Origin of the sequence: Janthinobacterium sp. DSP2-3-3, from assembly GCF_049897325.1 — a bacterium.
GTDB lineage: Bacteria > Pseudomonadota > Gammaproteobacteria > Burkholderiales > Burkholderiaceae_D > Janthinobacterium.
Window position 1 is genome coordinate 187427 of sequence record NZ_JAFCWA010000008.1, and the last position, 20989, is coordinate 208415.

General features: G+C 61.2%; 22 protein-coding genes and 1 pseudogene. 2 read left to right on the plus strand and 21 right to left on the minus strand.

Features of this window, described 5'->3' with window-relative positions; translation table 11 throughout:
• Positions 1-83: 83 nt before the first annotated feature.
• A pseudogene (locus ACP7DE_RS17505) lies at positions 84-314 on the minus strand (RtcB family protein); the annotation flags it as partial.
• A 272-nt stretch (positions 315-586) separates the two neighbouring features.
• Positions 587-1531, minus strand: a complete 945-nt coding sequence (gene bla, locus ACP7DE_RS17510) for a subclass B3 metallo-beta-lactamase (RefSeq protein WP_426073307.1) — start codon at positions 1529-1531, stop codon at positions 587-589.
• A gap of 140 nt (positions 1532-1671) precedes the next feature.
• On the opposite strand from bla, the gene ACP7DE_RS17515 reads away from it, so the two are divergent.
• A complete protein-coding gene (locus ACP7DE_RS17515; RefSeq protein ID WP_426073308.1) occupies positions 1672-2475 on the plus strand; it encodes a metallophosphoesterase family protein in 804 nt (267 codons plus the stop codon).
• Here ACP7DE_RS17515 and ACP7DE_RS17520 read toward each other — a convergent pair.
• Positions 2472-2999 carry a dihydrofolate reductase family protein gene (locus ACP7DE_RS17520; protein ID WP_426073309.1) on the minus strand — a complete coding sequence of 176 codons (528 nt, stop codon included), beginning with the start codon at positions 2997-2999 and terminating at the stop codon, positions 2472-2474. The two genes, ACP7DE_RS17515 and ACP7DE_RS17520, sit on opposite strands and share 4 nt — an antisense overlap.
• A gap of 41 nt (positions 3000-3040) precedes the next feature.
• Between ACP7DE_RS17520 and ACP7DE_RS17525 the strand changes: the two genes are divergently transcribed.
• Positions 3041-3628, plus strand: a complete 588-nt coding sequence (locus tag ACP7DE_RS17525) for a TetR/AcrR family transcriptional regulator (protein WP_426073310.1) — start codon at positions 3041-3043, stop codon at positions 3626-3628.
• A gap of 43 nt (positions 3629-3671) precedes the next feature.
• On the opposite strand, the gene ACP7DE_RS17530 is transcribed toward ACP7DE_RS17525, so the two are convergent.
• From ACP7DE_RS17530 to ACP7DE_RS17615, 18 genes are all read right to left on the minus strand, one after another.
• Positions 3672-4349 (minus strand): type 1 glutamine amidotransferase domain-containing protein, encoded by a 678-nt coding sequence (locus tag ACP7DE_RS17530; protein WP_426073311.1) that lies wholly within the window; start codon positions 4347-4349, stop codon positions 3672-3674.
• 24 nt (positions 4350-4373) lie between these two features.
• Positions 4374-5531, minus strand: a complete 1158-nt coding sequence (locus tag ACP7DE_RS17535) for an iron-containing alcohol dehydrogenase (protein ID WP_426073312.1) — start codon at positions 5529-5531, stop codon at positions 4374-4376.
• Positions 5532-5619: 88 nt separating this feature from the next.
• On the minus strand, positions 5620-6219 hold the full coding sequence (locus tag ACP7DE_RS17540) for a TetR/AcrR family transcriptional regulator (RefSeq protein ID WP_426073313.1): 600 nt from the start codon (positions 6217-6219) through the stop codon (positions 5620-5622).
• Between the two features lie 98 nt (positions 6220-6317).
• Positions 6318-7097: an enoyl-CoA hydratase gene (locus ACP7DE_RS17545; RefSeq protein WP_426073314.1), complete on the minus strand. Its 780-nt coding sequence runs from the start codon at positions 7095-7097 to the stop codon at positions 6318-6320.
• 73 nt (positions 7098-7170) lie between these two features.
• Positions 7171-8367: an acetyl-CoA C-acyltransferase gene (locus ACP7DE_RS17550; RefSeq protein ID WP_010394649.1), complete on the minus strand. Its 1197-nt coding sequence runs from the start codon at positions 8365-8367 to the stop codon at positions 7171-7173.
• A 68-nt stretch (positions 8368-8435) separates the two neighbouring features.
• Complete coding sequence (locus ACP7DE_RS17555) at positions 8436-8882, minus strand: PaaI family thioesterase (RefSeq protein ID WP_426073316.1); 447 nt, start codon at positions 8880-8882, stop codon at positions 8436-8438.
• A gap of 62 nt (positions 8883-8944) precedes the next feature.
• Entirely contained in the window at positions 8945-11356 is a 2412-nt protein-coding gene (locus ACP7DE_RS17560; RefSeq protein WP_426073317.1) for a 3-hydroxyacyl-CoA dehydrogenase/enoyl-CoA hydratase family protein, read from the minus strand.
• 14 nt (positions 11357-11370) lie between these two features.
• A complete protein-coding gene (locus ACP7DE_RS17565) occupies positions 11371-13161 on the minus strand; it encodes an acyl-CoA dehydrogenase C-terminal domain-containing protein (RefSeq protein WP_426073318.1) in 1791 nt (596 codons plus the stop codon).
• 79 nt (positions 13162-13240) lie between these two features.
• Positions 13241-13843 carry a TetR/AcrR family transcriptional regulator gene (locus tag ACP7DE_RS17570; protein WP_426073391.1) on the minus strand — a complete coding sequence of 201 codons (603 nt, stop codon included), beginning with the start codon at positions 13841-13843 and terminating at the stop codon, positions 13241-13243.
• A gap of 256 nt (positions 13844-14099) precedes the next feature.
• Positions 14100-14489 carry an RNA-binding S4 domain-containing protein gene (locus ACP7DE_RS17575; protein WP_426073319.1) on the minus strand — a complete coding sequence of 130 codons (390 nt, stop codon included), beginning with the start codon at positions 14487-14489 and terminating at the stop codon, positions 14100-14102.
• A complete protein-coding gene (gene clsB, locus ACP7DE_RS17580) occupies positions 14486-15649 on the minus strand; it encodes a cardiolipin synthase ClsB (protein ID WP_426073320.1) in 1164 nt (387 codons plus the stop codon). The genes ACP7DE_RS17575 and clsB overlap by 4 nt, the downstream gene beginning before the upstream one ends.
• 10 nt (positions 15650-15659) lie before the next feature.
• Positions 15660-16481 carry an endonuclease/exonuclease/phosphatase family protein gene (locus tag ACP7DE_RS17585; RefSeq protein ID WP_152256781.1) on the minus strand — a complete coding sequence of 274 codons (822 nt, stop codon included), beginning with the start codon at positions 16479-16481 and terminating at the stop codon, positions 15660-15662.
• Between the two features lie 72 nt (positions 16482-16553).
• Positions 16554-16847: a hypothetical protein gene (locus ACP7DE_RS17590; protein ID WP_072457749.1), complete on the minus strand. Its 294-nt coding sequence runs from the start codon at positions 16845-16847 to the stop codon at positions 16554-16556.
• A 19-nt stretch (positions 16848-16866) separates the two neighbouring features.
• Positions 16867-17331 (minus strand): dihydroneopterin triphosphate diphosphatase, encoded by a 465-nt coding sequence (gene nudB, locus ACP7DE_RS17595; protein ID WP_426073321.1) that lies wholly within the window; start codon positions 17329-17331, stop codon positions 16867-16869.
• A gap of 85 nt (positions 17332-17416) precedes the next feature.
• Positions 17417-19219 (minus strand): aspartate--tRNA ligase, encoded by a 1803-nt coding sequence (gene aspS, locus ACP7DE_RS17600; protein WP_167389606.1) that lies wholly within the window; start codon positions 19217-19219, stop codon positions 17417-17419.
• Between the two features lie 63 nt (positions 19220-19282).
• On the minus strand, positions 19283-19924 hold the full coding sequence (locus ACP7DE_RS17605) for a DUF502 domain-containing protein (RefSeq protein WP_426073322.1): 642 nt from the start codon (positions 19922-19924) through the stop codon (positions 19283-19285).
• A gap of 41 nt (positions 19925-19965) precedes the next feature.
• Positions 19966-20280, minus strand: coding sequence for an FmdB family zinc ribbon protein (locus ACP7DE_RS17610; protein ID WP_426073323.1), 315 nt, complete (start codon positions 20278-20280; stop codon positions 19966-19968).
• A gap of 91 nt (positions 20281-20371) precedes the next feature.
• Entirely contained in the window at positions 20372-20974 is a 603-nt protein-coding gene (locus ACP7DE_RS17615) for a methyltransferase (protein ID WP_426073324.1), read from the minus strand.
• Positions 20975-20989: the final 15 nt, after the last annotated feature.

A 20989-nucleotide genomic window follows, 5' to 3' on the forward strand; every position in this document is an offset into this window, starting at 1 on the left:
GATAGGTTGTTTGAACCGTGATTTCCCTACTAGAGCAGTAGAGTAATCGATTTACTGAAGGGTTACAAGTCTATGTAGGAAGAACAACCGATGTCGACGCCAACGGCGGCCGGGATGATGGCGCCGCGCGTGGGAATCACGCTGCCGACGGTGGCACCGATGCCGGCATGCACGTCGGGCATGGCCGCCACATGCGGATGGACGATGGGTAGGCTGGCGATATTGTGCAATTGGCGCAGCGCCTGCGCATCGATATCGTCGGTAAAAATATGCACGGGCACATGGGCGCCGCGCAGTGTCTGATGAATTGGCATAACGGTATTCCTTGGTATTGTCGTTATGCCGGGGTCGTCCAAAACAAAAAACTCCGGCGAGTTTCCTCACCGGGGTTTGAAGGACACCGGCTCGGGATCGGCAATGTGCCGATGGCCCCGAGCGTCATGCACGGGGCTAGTGGTAGGTCAACTTGCTGCCAGCCTGCTCGAACATGGGTTTCCTTGTTTGGTTAATCTGAACTGCGGACGCTGATTCTGCACCTTATGCTGCAGTGCGTCAACCCATTTTCATGACGAATGCGCCAACGTTGTTATTTTATCTCAGCCGCTTTTTCTTTCGCAATGCGGGCATCGAGCTTCACTTCATTTTTGGCAGCGTAGTTGCTGCACGCTTGCGCATCGATGAAGGGATTCGGCGTGACGCCTTCCAGCAATTGCGTCAGCTTGCGGTCGCCGCCGGAGTGGTCGGGGTGGGCCGAGATCAGGATATCGCACGGCAGTTTGGCGAAGTCTTGCATGACGCGGCGAAAGGCCGGCGTCAAGTCCGCGTGACGATCATCGGCCAGGTAATGAAAATCGTCGGCCGCCACCGGCGTGAGGCTGGCGCCGAACACCACGTTCAGGCATTCCTGACGCTCGGCATCCTCGCACGAGACCCAGGTCCAGCTGGTGCTGCCCGGCGTATGGCCGGGCGTGTAGCGCGCCGTGATGCTCACGTCACCCAGTTGCAGGGTTTCGCCATCGGCGATCTCGCGCACGTTTTCCACGGCCGGCATGGGATCGATTTCGCCCGCTTGCGGATCCATGGCGAGCACCGCTCCCGCGCGCAGCGCCTGCGCTCCCAGCGGGCTGGCGACCACTTGCGCGCCGCTGTCGCGGGCCAAGGCGGCGATGCCGCCAGAATGGTCGAAATGCGCTTCCGTATTCAGGATGAATTTGATGTCTTCCAGGCGAAAGCCCAGCTCGAGGATATGTTCCTTGATGGCGGCCACCGATTGCGGCAACGCGCCATCGATCAGGATCAAGCCTGCACGCGTATCGATCAGCACCACGCTCAAGCCGCCCACGCCCACGTAATAGGTGTCGCCGTGGATACGCGCCGGCTGCTGCGGACGGTTCCACTGCGCCGCATAAGGCGAGGCGATCGGCTGCGTCAGGGGATCGACGGCGGGCGTGGCGGCATGCGCGGCAAACGGCAGCGCCATGGCGGCCAGCGCGATACTGAGCAAGATCTGGGGAATGAAGAAAGGCGGCATGCGGCTCCAGGAGTGAGTGTGTGGTAATCGATGCCATAGGGTAACGTCGCCAGCCTGGCGCGGTCAAGCAGACGCATGCAGCGACTTGCGCTACGATAGAGGCCCATAGACCTGCCGCGCGCCTTGCCGCGCCCACTGCCATGCGTTTGCTGATCCTGTCCGACCTGCACCTGGAAGTCTGGGGTGAAGACACGCCCGCCATCGACCTTGCCACCAGCCGCCCCGACGTGGTGATCCTGGCCGGCGACATCGATACGGGCAGCAACGCCATCGCCTGGGCCGCGCGCACTTTCGGCGCCCTGCCCGTGCTGTACGTGCATGGCAACCACGAAGGCTATGGGCATCAGCTCAAACACATGCAGGACGCCGTGCACGACGCCTGCGCCAGCGCCAATGCGCACGGCGCCAACATCCGCCTGCTCGACGGCGACGCCGTGGTGCTCGATGGCGTGCGCTTCCTCGGCATCACGCTGTGGACGGATTTTCTGCTGTTTGGCGCGGAGCGCCGGGAAGAAGCGCTTAACGCGGCGCAAGCCTACATGCCCGACTACAAGCGCATCAGCACGGGCGGCGATACGCCCCGCCTGCTGTGCGCCAGCGACACGGCGCAGCTGCACGCGCAGCACAAGGCCTGGCTGGAACAGCAACTGGCGCAACCCTTCGATGGCCAGACCGTTGTCATCACGCACATGGCGCCCTCGATGCTGTCGGTGGAGGAGCAATACGCGGCCAACCTGGGCTCGCCCGCGTTCGCCTCGCAGCTGGACGAACTGGTGGCGCAGGCGGACCTGTGGGTGCATGGCCACATGCACGCCTCGCTCGACTATCGCATCCAGGACTGCCGCGTGGTCTGCAACCCCTGCGGCTACAAGCGCCCCGATGGCAGGCCGGAAAACGAACGCTACGATTCCGGCTTCATCGTCGACATCGCCAGCGCGGTTTAATGCTTTCGATAGCGCAGCTGCGCCACGCCGCTGGGTAGCTGGCGCGTGCCGTCCAGGCGCCAGTCGCTACGCGGCAAACCATCCTCGAACAGGCGCACGCCCTTGCCCAGTACCACGGGCAGTACGGACAAGGTCAAGCTGTCGATGACGCCCTCGCGCAAGCCGGCGCGGATGACGGCGCCGCCATCGAGATACACGTGACGGCAGCCCTCGTCGGCCAGCCGTGCCAGCACCTCGCGCACGCTGCCTTCGCGGCGCTGTTCGCCATGGCGCGGCGCGAAGTCGCGGTGACTCAATACCACCACGCGCTTGCCCGCATACGGCCATGGCTCGAACCCCAGCACGGCGTCATACGTGGTGCGCCCGATCAGCAGGGTATCGACTTGATCCATCAAGGCCGTGTAGCCGGTGGCGTCGGGCGAGTCGGGCGCCAGCTCGGCCAGCCAGGACAGGTCGCCGGTTTCCCCGGCGATACAGCCATCGATGCTGATGCCGAGAAAAACGCTGACAGAAGTTTTTTGCATGGATGTTCCTTGAATTAATTCTACAGTGTAGAATTATGCCCATGAAACCGCCAAAACTTCAAGCTATTGAAAATCCCGTGCGCCGCGCGGGCCGTCCCCGCCGCATCACACCCGCGCTGGACAGCGCCAGCATCCTGCACGCTGCCCTGGCCCTGCTGGAAGAGCAAGGCGAAGCATTTTCCATGCGCGCGCTGGCGCAACGCCTGGGCGTCGATGCCATGGCCGTGTATCACTACTACGCAGGAAAAGAGGAGTTATTGCTGGCCTTGATGGCGCAGCGTTTTGCCGCGCTCGATCCGCGCCAGCCGCCGTTTACGCAGCGCCAATCACCACCACGGCGGGTGCTCGCGCTGTGCGCACTGTACCTGGAACTGGTCAGCGCCACGCCGTATTTCGTGCGCCTGATGGCGCGCGGGCTGGTGACGCACGCCGATGTGGCCGAGCGGTTTACGGCGCTGTTCGAGCTAGCCGTCGATGGTCTCGCGCTGGACAAAAAAACCCGGCTGCGCGGCTGCGATACGCTCGTCGATTTCCTGCACGGCTATGCGCTGGCGGGCCGACCGGCCAGCGAGACGCAATGGCACGCCTCGGTCGGCCTGATCCTGGCGGGCATGGCCGCCGGGGCATGAAGCATTCACGCACGGCTTTCTCGCCGAACGCACTACCGGGATATCAGGCCAGCAGCTTAAGCAGCGCCTGGGCGGCCGCTTCCGACGATGCGGGATTCTGGCCCGTAACCAGCAAGCCATCGGTGACCGCGTACGGCTGCCAGTCGCCCAACTTGGAATAGACGCCGCCGTTTTGCTTGAGCATATCCTCGACCAGGAAAGGCACGATGGCCGTCAAGCCGACGGCGTCTTCCTCGGTATTTGTAAAGCCCGTCACCTGCTTGCCGCGCACCAGCGGCGTGCCGTCAGCCGCCTTCACGTGGCGCAGCACGCCCGGTGCATGGCAAACGGCGGCGACGGGCTTGCCGGCGGCGATCATCTGCTCGATCAGCGCGATCGAGTGCGGGTCTTCGGCCAGGTCCCACAGCGGACCATGGCCGCCCGGGTAAAACACGGCGTCAAAGTCGGCCGCCTTCACGTCGGCCAGCTTACCCGTGTTGGCCAGCACGGCTTGCGCAGCGGCGTCCTGCTTGAAGCGGCGCGTGGCGTCCGTTTGCGAATCGGGCGCGTCGCTTTTCGGGTCCAGCGGCGGCTGGCCGCCGTTGGGCGAAACTACCGTCAGCTTGGCGCCCGCTTCCTGCAAGGCATAGTAGGGCGCGGCGAATTCTTCCAGCCAGAAGCCTGTTTTCTTGCCGGTGTCACCGAGTTGGTCGTGCGAGGTCAGTACCATCAGGATATTCATGTTGTTTCCTTTTATGTCAGAGGGTTACAGTGCTGCTTCGAGGATACGGCGGCTGCGCGCAAGGTCGATATCGCGGTGTTCGCCAAGAGAGGTCATGCCGTGTGCTTCCAGTTGCGTCAGGACCGCTTCCACCGCTTCCTGGCCCAGCTGGTAAGAGGACAAACGGGTCGGCAAGCCCAGGCATTCAAAGAAGGCGCGGGTGCGGGCGATGGCTGCATCGATGCGCTCGTCCTCGCTGCCGCTGGTGATGTTCCAGACACGTTCGCCATATTGCAGCAACTTACCGCGTTTCTGTTCGCGCTGCACGTCCAACAGTGCCGGCAGCACCAGCGCCAGGGTGCGTGCATGGTCGATGTCGTACAGGGCCGTCAGTTCGTGGCCTATCATGTGGGTAGCCCAGTCCTGCGGCACGCCGGCGCCGATCAAGCCATTCAGGGCCAGGGTGGCCGTCCACATCAGGTTGGCGCGGGTGGCGTAATCGTCGGGCGCGGCGATCGCTTGCGGGGCGATCTCGACCAGCGTCTGCAGCAAGCCTTCGGCAAAGCGGTCCTGCACCTTCGCCTGCGCCGGATAGGTCAGATACTGCTCCGTGGTGTGGACAAAAGCGTCGACCAGGCCATTGGCTACTTGCCTGGCCGGCAAGGTAAAGGTCTTGCTCGGGTCAAGTACGGAAAATTGCGGGTACAGCAGCGGACTGCGAAAACTCAGCTTGTCATGCGTGACTTTTTTCGTCACCACGCCGCCGTTGTTCATTTCCGACCCCGTGGCCGGCAAGGTCAGTACCGTGCCAAACGGCAGGGCTTGACGAACGTTGGCGCCGCCGCGCTCGGCAATTTCCCACGGCTCGCCGTCGTACAGGGCGGCGGCGGCGACGAACTTGGTGCCATCGATCACGGAGCCGCCGCCGACGGCCAGCAGGAAGTCCAGTTTTTCGCCACGCACCTGCACCACGGCACGCATCAAGGTTTCATAGCTGGGATTGGGTTCGATGCCGCCAAACTCTTGCACCGTGCGCTGGCCCAAAGCGGCGCGCACCTCTGCCAGGGTGCCGGTCTTTTCCGCGCTGGCGCCGCCGTACAAAATCAACACGCGCGCATCGTGCGGTACCAGGGTGGACAATTTGGCGACAGTGTCGGCACCGAACACGATACGGGTCGGATTATGGAATTCAAAATTTTTCATGATGTCGCTCCTTATTATTAGACTGGTCGTCTAGAATGCAGTTCAAAAAAAGCGGATGTCTGTCATCCGCGTACTTGGCGCCCGCTCATTAGTCCGGCGGCAGCTGCAACATCGCCAGGGTCGCCTGCCAGGCCGTTTGCAAGGCGCTGGCGTCGCGCCGCAGCTTGGTCAGCATGGCAGCACCCAGCCACAACTGGTACAAGGTGGCGGCCATCTGCGCCGGATCGGCAACCGATGGCAGTGTATCGTCCACCCTGCCCCGCGCGATGGCCAGGGCCAGCCTGGCAATGATGCGGTGAGTGCCGTCGAGCAGCGCCACGCGCATCGCTTCCGACATGTCCGCCACTTCGCTGCTGAGCTTAACCACCAGGCAACGGCAGTCGCAAGCGCTGCCATCGAGACTCTCGCTGGTCCAGCTGGCCCAATACCCCATCAGCGACTGCGCCGCGTTCTGGCCGGGCTGGCCCAGCACCACATCCATCTCGGCCAGGTAGCCGGTCACGTAATCTTCCAGCATGGCTACACCAAACAATTCCTTGGACTTGAAATAATGGTAAAACGAGCCCTTGGGCACATCGGCGGCCGACAAAATCTCGTTCAGCCCCACGCCTGCAAAGCCCTTGCGCGTGATGATGGCCTTGCCCTGGTCGATAATGTGCTGGCGCACGTCGGTGTATTCAGCTTTCATGCGAGGCATTGTAGCACAATTAGACCAGTCGTCTAGATTCATTGCATGACGTGTGTTGAAAACCTGCCATCTCATGCGGCGAGATGGCAGACGCTGCCTTAGGCAAACTTCTTGAAATCCGGCTTCCTCTTTTCAAAGAAGGCCGTAAACGCTTCCTTCGCCTCGGCGCCGCCCAGCATGGCGCTGAACAGTTTGTTTTCGTCGGCGATGGCCGCCTTCACCGGTTCCATGCGGCTTTGCTTCATCAGGCGCTTGGTGGCGCGGATCGAGGCCGCTGGCAGGGCCACCAGTTTGGCGGCCTGGCCTTGCGCGAAGGTCATCAATTCGTACAGGGGCACGACTTTCGAGACCAGGCCCATTTCCAGCGCTTCCTGCGCAGGGAACGACTCGCCCAGCATCAGCTTTTCCGCTGCGCGCGGGTAACCGGCCAGTTGCGTGAGCAGCAGGCTGGAGCCGAATTCCGGGCACAGGCCCAGTTGCGTGAACGGCATCGAGAAGCTGGCGTTGTCGGCCGCGTAGACCAGGTCGCAGTGCATCAACAAGGTGGTGCCGATGCCGATGGCGGGGCCGGAGACGGCGGCCACCACGGGCTTGCTGCTGCCGTACAAGGCGCGCATGAACTGAAATACGGGACGGTCATGGTCGAGCGAACCATCCTTCGGTCGCGCCGTCTTCATGAAGTCATCGAGGTCATTGCCTGCCGTGAAAATCTCGCGCTTGCCGCAGATCAGGATGGCGCGCACCTCGTCGTCCGTCTCGGCCGCCACCAGCGCATCGGCCAGGGTCTGGTACATGGCACCCGTGATCGCATTCTTGCGTTCCAGGCGGTTAAATTCCAGGGTAAGGATGCCCTCGCTCTTGCTGCACAAAATATCCATGTCGTCTCCAAAAAGATAAAGGGCGCCGGGGTAATCCCGCAGCGCCCTGTTTTATTGCTTTAGCCCGCCAAACTTAGACGCGTTCAAAGATGCCTGCGGCACCCATGCCGGCGCCCACGCACATGGTGACCATGCCGTATTTCTGCTTGGTGCGCTGCAGCGCGTGGATCACGGTGGCCGCGCGGATGGCACCGGTGGCGCCCAGCGGATGGCCCAGGGCAATCGCGCCGCCCATCGGGTTGACCTTCGATGGGTCCAGGCCCAGGTCGCCGATCACGGCCAGCGCCTGTGCAGCAAACGCTTCGTTCAACTCGATCCAGTCCAGCTGGTCTTGCGTGATGCCGGCGGCGGCGCACGCTGCAGGGATGGCGAATTTCGGACCGATGCCCATGATTTCCGGCGGCACGCCGCGCACGGCGAACGAAGAGAATTTCGCCAGCGGGGTCAGGTTATGCTCGCGCAGGATCTTTTCGCTGACGATCAAGAGCGCACCGGCGCCATCGGACATCTGCGAGCTGTTGGCGGCCGTGACGGTGCCCTTGGCGGCAAACACGGGTTTCAGTTTGCCCAGCGACTCCATCGACGAATCGGCACGCGCACCTTCGTCGGTGTCGACGGTGCGGCGCGTCACATCGACTTGGCCGGTGGCCAGGTTAGGCGTGCGCGTGATGATTTCGACGGGCGTCGTTTCGGCCTTGAAGAAACCGGCTTGCTGCGCGGCGATGGCGCGGCGGTGCGATTCAACGGAGAAAGCGTCCTGCTGTTCGCGCGACACTTTCCATTGCTGCGCCACTTTCTCGGCCGTCAGGCCCATGCCGTAGGCCATGCCGATGTTTTCATCGCTGAACATGTCCAGGTTCATCGATGGGTGGTGGCCCATCATCGGCACCATCGACATCGATTCGATGCCGCCGGCGATCATCACGTCGGCTTCGCCCACGCGGATACGGTCGGCCGCCATGGCGATGGCCGTGATGCCCGAAGCGCAGTAGCGGTTGACAGTGACGCCGCCCACGGTTTTCGGCAAGCCGGCCAGCAGCACCGAGTTACGCGCGATATTGAAGCCTTGCTCCGCTTCCGGGAACGAGCAGCCGATGATGGCGTCGGTGATCAGGGCCGGATCGAGGCCAGGCGCTTGCGCCAGGGCCGATTGCAGCACGCGCACCAGCAGGTCGTCCGGGCGGGTGTTTCTGAACATGCCGCGCGGTGCCTTGCCGATCGGGGTGCGGGTTGCAGAGACGATATAGGCGTCTTGAAGTTGTTTGCTCATTTTGTTCTTTCAAAGATGTTGAACGAAGTTCGTGTTCTGTCGAATGTCCGAGGTAGTCAGGTTGCCGCTTAGCGCTTCTGCGACAAATACCAGTCCACCGTCACCTGTGCCGCCAGCGTGCCTTCGGCGTCGAAAATATCGACTTCCACGGGAAACGCCACCTTGCCGTCCTGTGCCAGCTGCGCCTTCAATGCAGCCAGGTCGCCCGGTACCCGACCTTCGGCGCGCGTCGCGCCCCGGGCCACCTTCTGGTAAGCGATACGCGACTCCTTGGCCACCGGGCGCAAGCCCAGTATCAGCTCGGCGAAGCCGCCAGCCATGGCCGCGCCGGAAGCCGTTTCGGCCAGGGTAAACAAGGCGCCCGCATGCTGCGTGCCCAGGTGATTATGCAGTTTGGGATCTTCCGGCATCGACACCTTGGAGGTGCCGGCGCCGATGTCATCGATGCTGATCCCCAGCAGCCGCACGAAGGGCAAGGTGTCCATCATCTGTTGTTTGATACGGTCATACACCATGCTTGGCCTCACGCGCAGTAATACTTTAAATACCAACGACAGGATCGACATCGACGCTGTGCTTAGTTGCGTACCGGCTTACCGGTTTGCATCATGCCCATGATCCGTTCCTGGGTTTTCGGATGGTTCAACAGCTCCAGGAATGCCTTGCGTTCCATATCCAGCAGCCACTGTTCGCTGACGAAACTGCCCTGGTCCACGTCGCCGCCCGATACGATCTCGGCGATCATCTCGCCCAGCTTGAAATCGTGCGCCGAAATGAAGCCGCCGTCGCGCATATTGACCAGCTGCGCCTTGATGGTGCCCCAGCCGTAACGGCCCGTGACCTGGATCAGCGAAGGGAGTGCTGGACGGAAGCCGGCGTCGAACATGGCGCGCGCTTCGACCTTGGCCACGTGCAGCAGCTCGTAGGCGTTGAACACGATCACGTCATCTTCTTTCAGGTAGCCCATTTTTTTGGCTTCCAGCGCCGATTTCGACACGTTGGCGGTGGCCGCATTGGTGAAGCCCGTTTTCAGGAATTGCAGGATGTCGTTACCCTTGGCTTCCTTGTAGGCGCGCTGCGCCGCTTCCTTCAGGCCGCCGCCGGCTGGAATCAGGCCCACGCCCACTTCCACCAGACCAATGTAGGACTCGATCGAGGCCACGCGCTTCGATGCGTGCAGCGCCAGCTCGCAACCGCCGCCCAGCGCCAGGCCAGCGACTGCAGCGATCACCGGCACGTTCGCGTATTTCAGCGACATGAAGGTATTTTGCAGTTCGGCGATGATCGGATCGACGGCTTTCACGCCGCCTTGCATGAAGGCCGGCAGGGCCGATTGCAGGTCGGCGCCGGCCGAGAAGGCACCGCCTTCGGCTGCGTCGGCATGCCAGATCACCAAACCTTTGAAGTTCTTTTCCGCTTCCGCTAATGCGAGTTTGAGTCCATTAATCACGCCTTCACCAATCACGTGCATCTTGGTCTTGAAGGAGATGATCAAGACATCGTCGCCCGTATGCCAGACGCGCACGGATTCGTCTTCGAAGACGGTGGTGCCGGCAGTCTTGGGGTCGGCAGCGCCGCTGCCCAGGTTGGTACCAAAAACGGGCGCGCGGAATGGCTGGCGGTCATACACGGCCAGGGACGAACGAGGCACGAAGCTGTTCGACACGGCGGAGTAGGAGCCTTCCGGCGTATGCACGCCGCCTTTTTCAGCGACCGGACCTTCGAAGACCCAAGCTGGCAACGGTGCGTTGCACAGCGCGTGGCCGGCGTCGATATCTTCCTTGACCCAGTTGGCCACTTGCAGCCAGTTCGATGCCTGCCACGTTTCAAACGGACCGACGTTCCAGCCGAAGCCCCAACGCATGGCGAAGTCGATATCGCGCGCATTGTCCGCCACGGTGTCCAGATGAATGGCGATGTAATGGAAAGCGTCACGGAAGATCGCCCACAAGAACTGGCCTTGCGGATTCGTCGATTCGCGCAGCGCCTTCATCTTCTTGACCGGATCCTTTTCCTTCAGGATGCGGGCGATGATGTCGGCAGCCTTGGCGCCGCCGGCCACGTATTCACCGGTGGCGAAATCGAGGCGTTGAATTTCCTTGCCGACTTTCTTGTAGAAGCCCGCGCCGCTCTTCTGGCCCAGCGCGCCTTTTTCCACCAGTTGCGCCAGCACGGCCGGGGTCTTGTAGACGGCAGCGAACGGGTCGTTCGGCAGGTAGTCCTGCATGGTCTTGATCACATGGCCCATGGTGTCCAGGCCGACCACGTCCGCCGTGCGGAAGGTGCCCGACTTGGCGCGGCCCAGCTTGGAGCCCGTCAAGTCATCGACGACGTCCACGGACAGGCCGAATTTTTCAGCTTCGTGCACGATGGCCAGAATGCCGAACACGCCAACGCGGTTGGCGATGAAGTTCGGCGTATCCTTGGCGCGTACCACGCCTTTGCCCAGCGTGGTGGTCAGGAAGCCTTCCAGCTGGTCGGCGATCTCCGGCTTGGTGAACTCGGTCGGGATGATCTCGACCAGGTGCATATAGCGCGGCGGGTTGAAGAAGTGCACGCCGCAGTAGCGCGACTTCAGGTCGGCGTCGAAGCCTTCGGCCAGCTTGGTGATCGACAGGCCCGAGGTGTTCGAGGCAAAGATCGCGTTCGGACCGATGTGCGGAGCGACCTTTTGATACAGGTCGTGTTTCCAGTCCATGCGCTCGGCGATGGCTTCGATGATCAGGTCGCAACCGGCCAGCAAATCCAGGTTGTCTTCGTAGTTGGCGACCTGGATCAGCGATGCGTCATCCTTGTTGCCCAACGGCGCAGGCGACAGCTTTTTCAGGTTCTCGATGGCGCGCAGCACGATGCCATTCTTCGGACCTTCTCTTGCAGGCAGGTCGAACAGCACGACCGGCACTTTCGCGTTGATGCAATGGGCGGCGATCTGCGCGCCCATCACGCCGGCGCCGAGGACGGCTACTTTTTTAACGATGAAATTGGTCATATTTTCCTCAAGTCTTAGAACAGGTCTGCGTCGAGTGCCATCAGGTTGGCCGAACCGGAACGCGCCTGACGGATCAGGGTTGCCGTTTCAGGCTGCAAGCGGGCGAAGTAGAAACGTGCGGTAGCCAGTTTGGCGGTGTAGAACTTGTCGCCGCTGGACTCTTTTTCGAGGGCGATCTTGGCCATCTGCGCGAACAGGTAGCTATAGATCATGTGGCCGACGACGCGCAGGTAAGGCACACATGCCGCGCCCACTTCGTCAGGATTCTGGAATGCCTTCATGCCGATTTCCATGGTCAGCTTGGTGACTTTGTCGCCCAGGTCGCCCAGTGGGGTGACAAATTCGCTCATCGCTTCATCGGTGCCGTTGTCTTCGACGAAGGCCTTGATCTTTTCGCCGAACTTGCGCAGCTTGGCGCCGTTGTCGCCCAGGATCTTGCGGCCCAGCAGGTCCAGCGACTGGATCGTGTTCGTGCCTTCGTAGATCATGTTGATGCGCGCATCGCGCACATACTGCTCCATGCCCCATTCCGAGATGTAGCCGTGGCCGCCGAACACTTGCATCGCGTCCGAGGTGGCGATCCAGGCGTTGTCGGTGATGAAAGCTTTGATGACGGGCGTCAGCAGCGCCACTTCGTCAGCGGCTTCTTTGCGCACGTCGGCGTCAGGGTGGTGCAGTTCGCGGTCGATCTGCAGCGCCACGTAGGAAGTGAAAGCGCGCGCGCCTTCTGCATAGGCTTTGCCCGTCAACAGCATGCGGCGCACGTCAGGGTGCACGATAATGCGGTCGGCCGGCAGTTCCGGGTTCTTGATGCCGGACAGCGAGCGCATTTGCGTGCGGTCCTTGGCGTAGATCAGCGCGTTCTGGTAAGCGATTTCCGTCAAGCCCAGCGACTGCATGCCCACGCCCAGGCGGGCTGCGTTCATGAAGACGAACATGGCGTTGAGGCCTTTGTTCGGCTGGCCGATGATCCAGCCTTTCGCGCCGTCCAGGTTCATCTGGCAGGTCGAGTTACCGTGGATGCCCATTTTCTCTTCGATGGCGCCGCAGGTGATCGGGTTGCGCTCACCGACCGTGCCGTCCGCGTTCGGCAGGAATTTCGGCACCAGGAACAGCGAGATGCCTTTCGAGCCTTCCGGTGCGTCCGGTACGCGGGCCAGCACCAGGTGCAGGATGTTTTCCGCCATGTCGTGCTCGCCGGCCGAGATGAAGATCTTGTTGCCGGTGATGGTCCAGGAACCGTCCGCCTCGGGCAGCGCCTTCGAGCGCAGCAGGCCCAGGTCGGTGCCGCAGTGCGGTTCGGTCAGGCACATGGTGCCCGTCCATTCGCCCGACACCAGTTTCGGCAAATACACTTCCTTCTGGTGGTCGGTGCCGTGTTCCTTCAGGCACTCATAGGCGCCATGCGACAAGCCCGGGTACATGGACCAGGCCTGGTTCGACGAGTTCAACATTTCATAGAAGGAGTTGTTCAGCACGACCGGCAAGCCCTGGCCGCCGTATTCGGGATCGCAAGCCAATGCCGCCCAGCCGCCTTCGACGTACTGTTTATACGCTTCCTTGAAACCTTTAGGCGTGGTCACGCTTTTCGTGACAGGATCGTGGTGGCAGCCTTCGCGGTCGCCGGAGTGATTCAGGGGGAACAATACTTCGGAAGTGAACTTGCCGCCCTCTTCCAGTACCTGGTTGATGATGTCGGCATCGACGTCGGCGTACGACGGCATTTGCTTCAGTTCTTTTTCCACTTGCAGGAACTCATGCAGAACGAATTGCATATCCCGGATTGGCGCGACGTATTGACCCATAATTTTCTCCTGAAGGCGTTTAGCTAAAGTGTTGTACTTGTGAACTGCGTGTGCGTTGTTGCGGATACTGCCTGACGGCTTATTTGCTTGTTACAGAATTCTGGTACGACGCCAGCAAACGGACAAATCCTGCCTGCGCCCTTTCGATGCTGCCCGGCACGCGCAAGAAGCGCGCATCGTGATGCAGAGCCAAGATCAGGCCATACATCTCGTACACCAACTGCTGGGCGTCCGTGTCCGCTTTCAAGTCGCCCGTGGCGATCGATTGCTCGACACAGCGCAGCAACGCGCCCTGCCAAGCCTGCACCATGGCCACCAGGGACTCGCGGATGGGGCCGGGACGGTCGTCATATTCGACGGCGCCGCTGATATAGATGCAGCCGGAAGCGATCTCCACGCTGACCCGCTTGACCCAGCGCGCAAACATCGATTGCAATCGCTCAATACCGCGTGGTTCTTTCATGCTGGGGAAAAAGACTTCTTGCTCGAAACGATAGTGGTAGAGCTTCAGCACTTCCATCTGCAAGTCCTCGCGCGAGCCAAAGTGGGCAAATACGCCCGACTTGCTCATGTTCATTTTGTCCGCGAGCAGCCCAATGGTCAGGCCTTCCAGGCCGTCGCGGCTGGACAGGTCCAGCGCCACGTCGAGGATGGCTGCACGGGTCAGTTCGCCCTTGCGCATGAATTTGACTGAAGTATTCAAGAGGTCCATTCTAAAAGTGATGTTGCCGATCTGGCGGATGGGAACGCGGGGGAAAAAAGCACGCCCCGAAAAAATCCGAACGCTCGTACTATTATCCACTACCACGTAAAAGTCAAACGGGAACTTTAGAGCCGGCGTTCTATTGGTGCAGCGCAGCATTTTTTGGCGATGTGTTTGTATTGATTTCAGGAGGGCAAAAGCGTTGCGCGCCTTGTCTTACAACAACAGCCGCGCCTCAGGAAAGGTCGCCTGCCTTGCTCAATTGACGGCGGTCGCGCTTGGTCGGCCGCCCCTTGATGGTGGTGCCCGGCTCGCGGAACAGCTTGCGCTCCTCGGCCAGCTGCTCGCGGCGGGCAATGCTGGCCGGCGTTTCCCCATACAGCAGGCGCGCCACGGGTGCCGCTCCACGCTTGTCGGACAGGCCCAGCACGGCCACTTCCCACGTTTCCGCGCCATTGTCGATGGCCAACTCGTCGCCCACGCGCAGGCTGCGCGCCGGTTTAACACGCTCGCCACCCACTTTGACTTTTCCCGTGTCAACGGCCTCGCTAGCCAACGATCGCGTCTTGAAGAAGCGCGCCGCCCACAGCCATTTGTCCAGCCTTACCGTTATCATGTCGTTCATGCGTACTTGCCTACTGAAAAAATGCGCATCACCAGCCGGTACACGAGGAAGGCGGCTTCGTAACCGATACGCCGGAAACGGCCGATGTGCTTGAAATCATCCTGGTGAATCACGATGCCGTCGGCCACGCCCTGCTCGATGTGCTGGCGCAGGCTTTGCGCGAATGCCACGTCCTTGATTACCACGTTCGCTTCCTGGTTCAGGAACAGGCTCAGCGCGTCAATATTGCTGGAACCCACCGTCGCCCAGTCATCGTCGACGACGGCCACCTTGGCGTGCAGTTGCGTCTTGCGGTACTCGACGATTTTCACCCCGGCAGCCAGCAGTTTCGGATAAAACGAGTGCGCCACGGCATCTTGCATGCGGAACTCGCCCACGCCGATCAACAGGACCACGTCGACGCCCCGCTGGGCCGCCTGGGCCAGGGCGTGGCGCAGCTTGTGCCCGGGCGCGAAATACGGGTTGGCCAGCATCACGCTTTTGCGCGCCTGGCCCAGCGCCTGCAGGTAGGCGCGCTGGATGGTGCGGCGGTTGCGCAGGTTATCGCGCACGACAAAGCCGGCCACGACAGGGTTTTTCGCCAGCTCCTTGCTGACCACGCGCATCTTGCGGTACAGCTTGATACGCCGCACCAGATTCATCTTGCCCAGTCGCGCCCACTGCGCCTGCACTTCCTCATGGATGGCGTCCACCAGCGGGCCTTTCACCTGCACGGCGAAATCCCAGCGCGGCGCTTCCAGGCTGATGCTGTGGTCGTAGTCGCAAAACATGTCGTCGTTGATATTGATGCCGCCCACCAGGGCGATCTCGCCATCGGCCACGCAAATCTTGCGGTGCGTGCGCGTGATGCCGCGCCGGAACCACGGGTTGAAGATGCGGTGGTGCACGCCGGCCGCTTCCAGCTGCGCATGCATGGCTTTCACACGGCGATTGCCCGTGCCGAACCAGTCCGTGATCATGCACACCAGCACGCCGCGCGCGGCGGCACGCTTGAGCGCATCGAGCACGAGGGTACCCGTGGCGTCGTCGGCAAAGATATAGGTTTCGAAATAGACTTCCGAGCGCGCGCCATCGATGGCGGCTATCAGCGCGGGAAAGTAATCGGTGCCGCAATACAGCAGCTCGATGTCGTTGTGGGCGATGAAATTGACTGTGCGCATGCCGGCCAGTCTACGCGAGTTTTAAAGCGGCAACGATCGGCGCGTGATCCGACAGTTTTGCCCACAGGGTGCCATGCATCACTTGCGCGCCTTCCACATGGAAACCGCGCACATAGATGCGGTCCAGGCGGAACCACGGCAAGGCGGCCGGAAAGGTACGCGCCGGCACAGGCACGGGCGTTTTCGTCTGGCGCCGCGCCAGGGTGCGCACCAGGTCGCCCAGGGCCGAGTTCGACGCGCGCTGGTCGAATACCTCGACCACACCAAGCGCATTGCGCAGCTTGTCGCTGAGCGTATTGCGCCAGTCGTTGAAATCGCCGGCGATGATGACGGGTTCGCCGTTCGGCGCCGATTCCATGACGGCGTCGATCAGCGCCTGCGTCTGGCGTCCCCGTCCCGACTCGAACAGGCCCAGGTGCACGACATAACAGTGCACATCAGCCTGCGGCGTCTTGAGCACGCAATGCAAAATGCCGCGCTGCTCGTAGGCATGGTCGGACACATCGTGATTGGTTTGCGAAGCGATGGGGAACTTGCTCAGCAAGGCGTTGCCGTGGTGACCATGGTCGTACACGGCATTCATGCCGTAGGCGGAATGGTGTTCGGCACCGGCAAAGAATTCATGCTGCGACGCTTCCGGCCAATGCTTGTGGCCATTTTTCTCGGCACCATAGCGGGCCGCATTGCGGTCATGCTTGCCTTGCACTTCCTGTAAAAAGACGACATCGGCATGGAACAGGGCAATCGCCTGCTTCAATGCATGCACCCTGGGCAAGCCCCGCACGGAGGAGACACCCTTGTGAATATTATAAGTTGCTACGCGGATTTTCATGCCTTGATTCTACTCCCAGACGGGCCCCGCGCGGCGTCAGCGTAGGTGCGCGTGCGCACCTACCACGCACAATCACGCCAGCATGCGTCCCACGCCCGCCGTCACGCTGACGAGCAGCGCGGTAATGCCGGCCGCCCAGACAATCTTGACCAGCAAGGGCGCGCCGCGCCAGGCCACGGTGCGCTTGCCCTTGGCAAACGCACCCGGATGCAACAGCCAGCCGATCGCCATCAGCGGCATGCCGATGGGCGGCGTGCGGCCGGGCACGGTGGAGCTAAACAGCAGGAAAATAAAGCACAGGCAAAAAACGATGCCCAGGGTGCCCAGCAGTTTTTGCTGCGCAGTCAAATGTAACCAGTTCAACATGGAATGCTTTCTAGGAAAATCAGGTGGGACGCGCCAGGCCCGTCATGGCCGGCAATTGCAAAATCGCTTCCGCGTTGGACGACGAAAAACAGCGGTCGGCCGCCGCCAGGTACGGTAGCCACGCGTATTGCAGATGTTCGCGGGGACTTAAGGTGATGGCGATGTCGCGCGGCACTTGCACGCTGAACACGTGCTCCGTGTTGCGCGTCACGCCGGGCGCGTAGCGGTGGCGCCAGATCGGATAAATTTCATACACATTCGACAGCTTCCAGTCGCGCAGCGCGATGTGCTGCCCATCGACGACGATGCCGGTCTCCTCGCACAATTCGCGCGCGGCCGTCTGCAGCAACGGTTCGTCGACAGCGTCGACGGAACCGGTCACCGATTGCCAGAAACCGGGCTGGCCCGCGCGCTCGATGAGCAAGACATCCAGATCAGCCGTATGAATGACGACCAGCACGGAAACAGGAATTTTATCAGTCATATCAACAATGAAAAAGGCGCTTCGTCAGCGCCTCTTTTTGCATAGCATTATCAAACAGCGGCCGCCGCAGCGGCCGCATGATGCATTACGCTACTTTTGGCTCGGCGCCGCGCAAACGGATGTGCAGCTCGCGCAATTGCTTCTCGTCCACTTCCGACGGTGCTTGTGTCAGCAGACACTGGGCGCGTTGGGTTTTCGGGAAGGCGATCACGTCGCGGATCGAATCGGAACCCGTCATCATGGTCACGATACGGTCCAGGCCGAACGCCAGGCCGCCGTGCGGTGGCGCGCCATATTGCAGGGCGTCAAGCAGGAAGCCGAACTTCAGCTGCGCTTCTTCGGCATCGATTTTCAATGCGCGGAAGACCTTGCTTTGCACTTCCTCACGGTGGATACGGATCGAGCCGCCACCCAGTTCCCAGCCGTTCAAGACCATGTCGTAGGCCTTGGCGATGCAGGCACCCGGATTGGTTTCCAGCATGTCTTCATGGCCGTCTTTTGGCGCCGTGAACGGATGATGAGTCGCCGTCCAGCGGTCCGCTTCTTCGTCGTGCTCGAACATCGGGAAGTCGACCACCCACAATGGCTTCCACACGTCTTCGAACAGGCCGGCTTTCTTGCCGAACTCGCTGTGACCGATTTTCACGCGCAGCGCACCGATGGCGTCGTTGACGACCTTGGCCTTGTCCGCACCGAAGAAGATCAGGTCGCCGTCTTGCGCACCGGTCTGCTCGAGAATCGTGGCCAGCACGTCGGCAGGCAGGAACTTGACGATCGGCGACTGCAAGCCTTCAGGGCCCTTGGCTTTCTCGTTGACCTTGATGTAAGCCAGGCCCTTGGCGCCGTAGATGGCGACAAATTGCGTGTAAGCATCGATTTCCGAACGCGGCATGCTGCCGCCTTGCGGAACGCGCAGGGCGACTACGCGGCCGCCTTTCATGTTGGCGGCGCCGTTGAAGACCTTGAATTCGACCGTTTTCATGATGTCGGTCAAGTCCGTGAAGGCCAGCTTGACGCGCATGTCCGGCTTGTCGGAACCGTACAGGCCCATCGCTTCGGCAAAATCCATCACCGGGAACGGGTTCGGCAAGTCGATGTTCAGCGTGTTCTTGAAGACGACGCGGATCATGTCTTCGAACAGGTCGCGGATTTCCTGTTCCGTCAGGAACGAGGTTTCGCAATCGATCTGCGTGAATTCAGGCTGGCGGTCGGCGCGCAAGTCTTCGTCGCGGAAGCACTTGGTGATCTGGTAGTAACGGTCGAAGTTGGCGACCATCAACAGTTGCTTGAACAACTGTGGCGATTGCGGCAAGGCGAAGAAGCTTCCGGCGTTGACGCGCGACGGCACCAGGTAATCGCGCGCGCCTTCTGGCGTCGATTTGGTCAGCATCGGCGTTTCGATGTCGATGAAGCCCAGCGCGTCGAGGTACTTGCGCACTTCCATCGTCACCTTGTAACGCAGGCGCAGGTTGTTTTGCATTTGCGGGCGGCGCAAGTCCAGCACGCGGTGCGTCAGACGCGTCGTTTCCGACAGGTTGTCGTCATCGAGCTGGAATGGCACCGGCACGGAAGGGTTCAGCACTTCCAGCTCCGAGCAAACCACTTCAATCTTGCCCGATTTCAGGTTGTTGTTGATGGTGCCGTCGATACGGTTGGTCACAACGCCCGTCACGCGCAGGCAGAATTCGTTGCGCACGGCTTCGGCGACCTTGAACATCTCCGCTTGTTCCGGGTTGCAGACGATTTGCACCAGGCCTTCACGGTCGCGCAAGTCGATGAAAATCAGGCTGCCGTGGTCGCGGCGGCGATGTACCCAGCCGCACAGGCTGACGGTTTGTCCCAGCATGGCTTCGGTAACGAGGCCGCAGTATTCAGTACGCATAGACATAAAATTCTCAGTTCAGGTTAGTGAGTGTTCAATCCGGCCACGTCCCGCGTGGGACGCCTGCCTTTATTCTTTGGCTGCCGGGGCCGGTACAGCAACAACTTCCGCAGGCGCCACTACGCCCATCGAGACGATATATTTGAGCGCCGCATCGACGCTCATGTCGAGTTCAACGACATCGCTGCGTTTCATCATCAGGAAAAAGCCCGATGTCGGATTCGGCGTCGTCGGCACATATACGCTGACATAATCGCCCACCAAGTGGTTCGCCGCATCGCCGCCCGGCACGCCGGTCAGGAAAGCGATGGTCCAGGAGTTCTGATGCGGATACGGCACCAGCACGGCCTTGCGGAAGGCATTGCCCGACGGGGAAAACAGGGTATCGGAGACTTGCTTGACGCTCGAATACAGGGAATTGACGATGGGTATGCGTTGCAGCAACTTTTCCCACAGTTTCACCACGTAATTGCCGACCAGGTTATTCGTCAGCAAGCCCGTGAAGAACACGATCAGTACCGTCAATACCGTGCCCAGGCCGGGAATCGTGCTCAGCGCGGGAACCTGGCGGCCGAACCATACGCTGGGCTTCGTACTGCCGGGCACCAGCAACAGCGACTGGTCCATCGTGCTGATGACCAGATTCAGGACCCAGGCGGTAATGGCCAGGGGCACCAAAATCAGTAATCCGGTAATAAAGTATTTACGCATCGGTTTCTCGGTAATGGATCATATCGGCGCGGCGCGCTTTTTCAATCCGCTTTCGGCGCAGCCGCAGCCGCAGCCGGCGCGGACGCAGGCGCAGCAGCAGGCGCGTTTTCGGCTGCTGGGGCGGGCTTGGCGCCATCGGCCGGGCCCGTCGGAATGGCCGTGCTAGGGGCCGTGCCACCGCGAAAATCGGTCGCGTACCAGCCAGTGCCCTTCAATTGGAAACCGGCGGCCGTCAATTGTTTCTTGAAACTGGGCTTGCCGCACGACAGGCACACCGTCAGTACTGGATCGGAGATCTTTTGCAAGACATCCTTGGCAAAACCACACTCGTCACAACGGTAAGCGTAAATCGGCATCTCTACTCCGAGAAAATCATCAAAAACCCTGAATTATAAAGCTTTTCCGCCATTCCCAGCGGAAAATGCCCGCTCGCTCAGCCTGTTAGCCTCAGCCCGCCCGGCGGCGCCAGCTCATCCAGCGCTCCTTGCCGGCGAAGACGGCAATGGAATCGTCCACGGCCTCATCGGCCAGGCAGTCGAAATGCGGCGCCAGCAATTCCTGCAGTTTCTCGCGCGAAATGCCAAATGGCGGCCCCTTGGCATTGTCATCAAAGAAAAAGTAACCGGTCAGCATGGCACCTGGCGCCAGCAGCTGCGCCCAGCGGGCCGCCACTTGCGGCCCCATGACGCGCGGCATGGCGCACAGGAAAGCCCGTTCATAGATCAGGTCCAGCGGCGCAACAGCTTCCCAGGCAAAGAAATCGGCTTCCACCACCTGCCCTGCCCGTTCGCCGACGACGGCGCGCGCGGCCGCCACGGCAGCTGGCGAAAAGTCGATGGCCGTCGCATCCCAGCCGTGATCGAGCATGAAGACCAATTCATACGCGGAGCCGCAGCCGGGAATCAGGCAGCGTAGCGGCACCGGGCTAGCGGCAACAAAGCTGCGCAAACGCGACGGCACGCCGCCCTGGTCCCAAGGCGTAAATTGCTTCTCAAAACGCTCGTCCCAGAAGGCGGGCGAGAGCGGATCGCGGGTTTGAAAGTCAGCCATCACTTACGTCCTCAG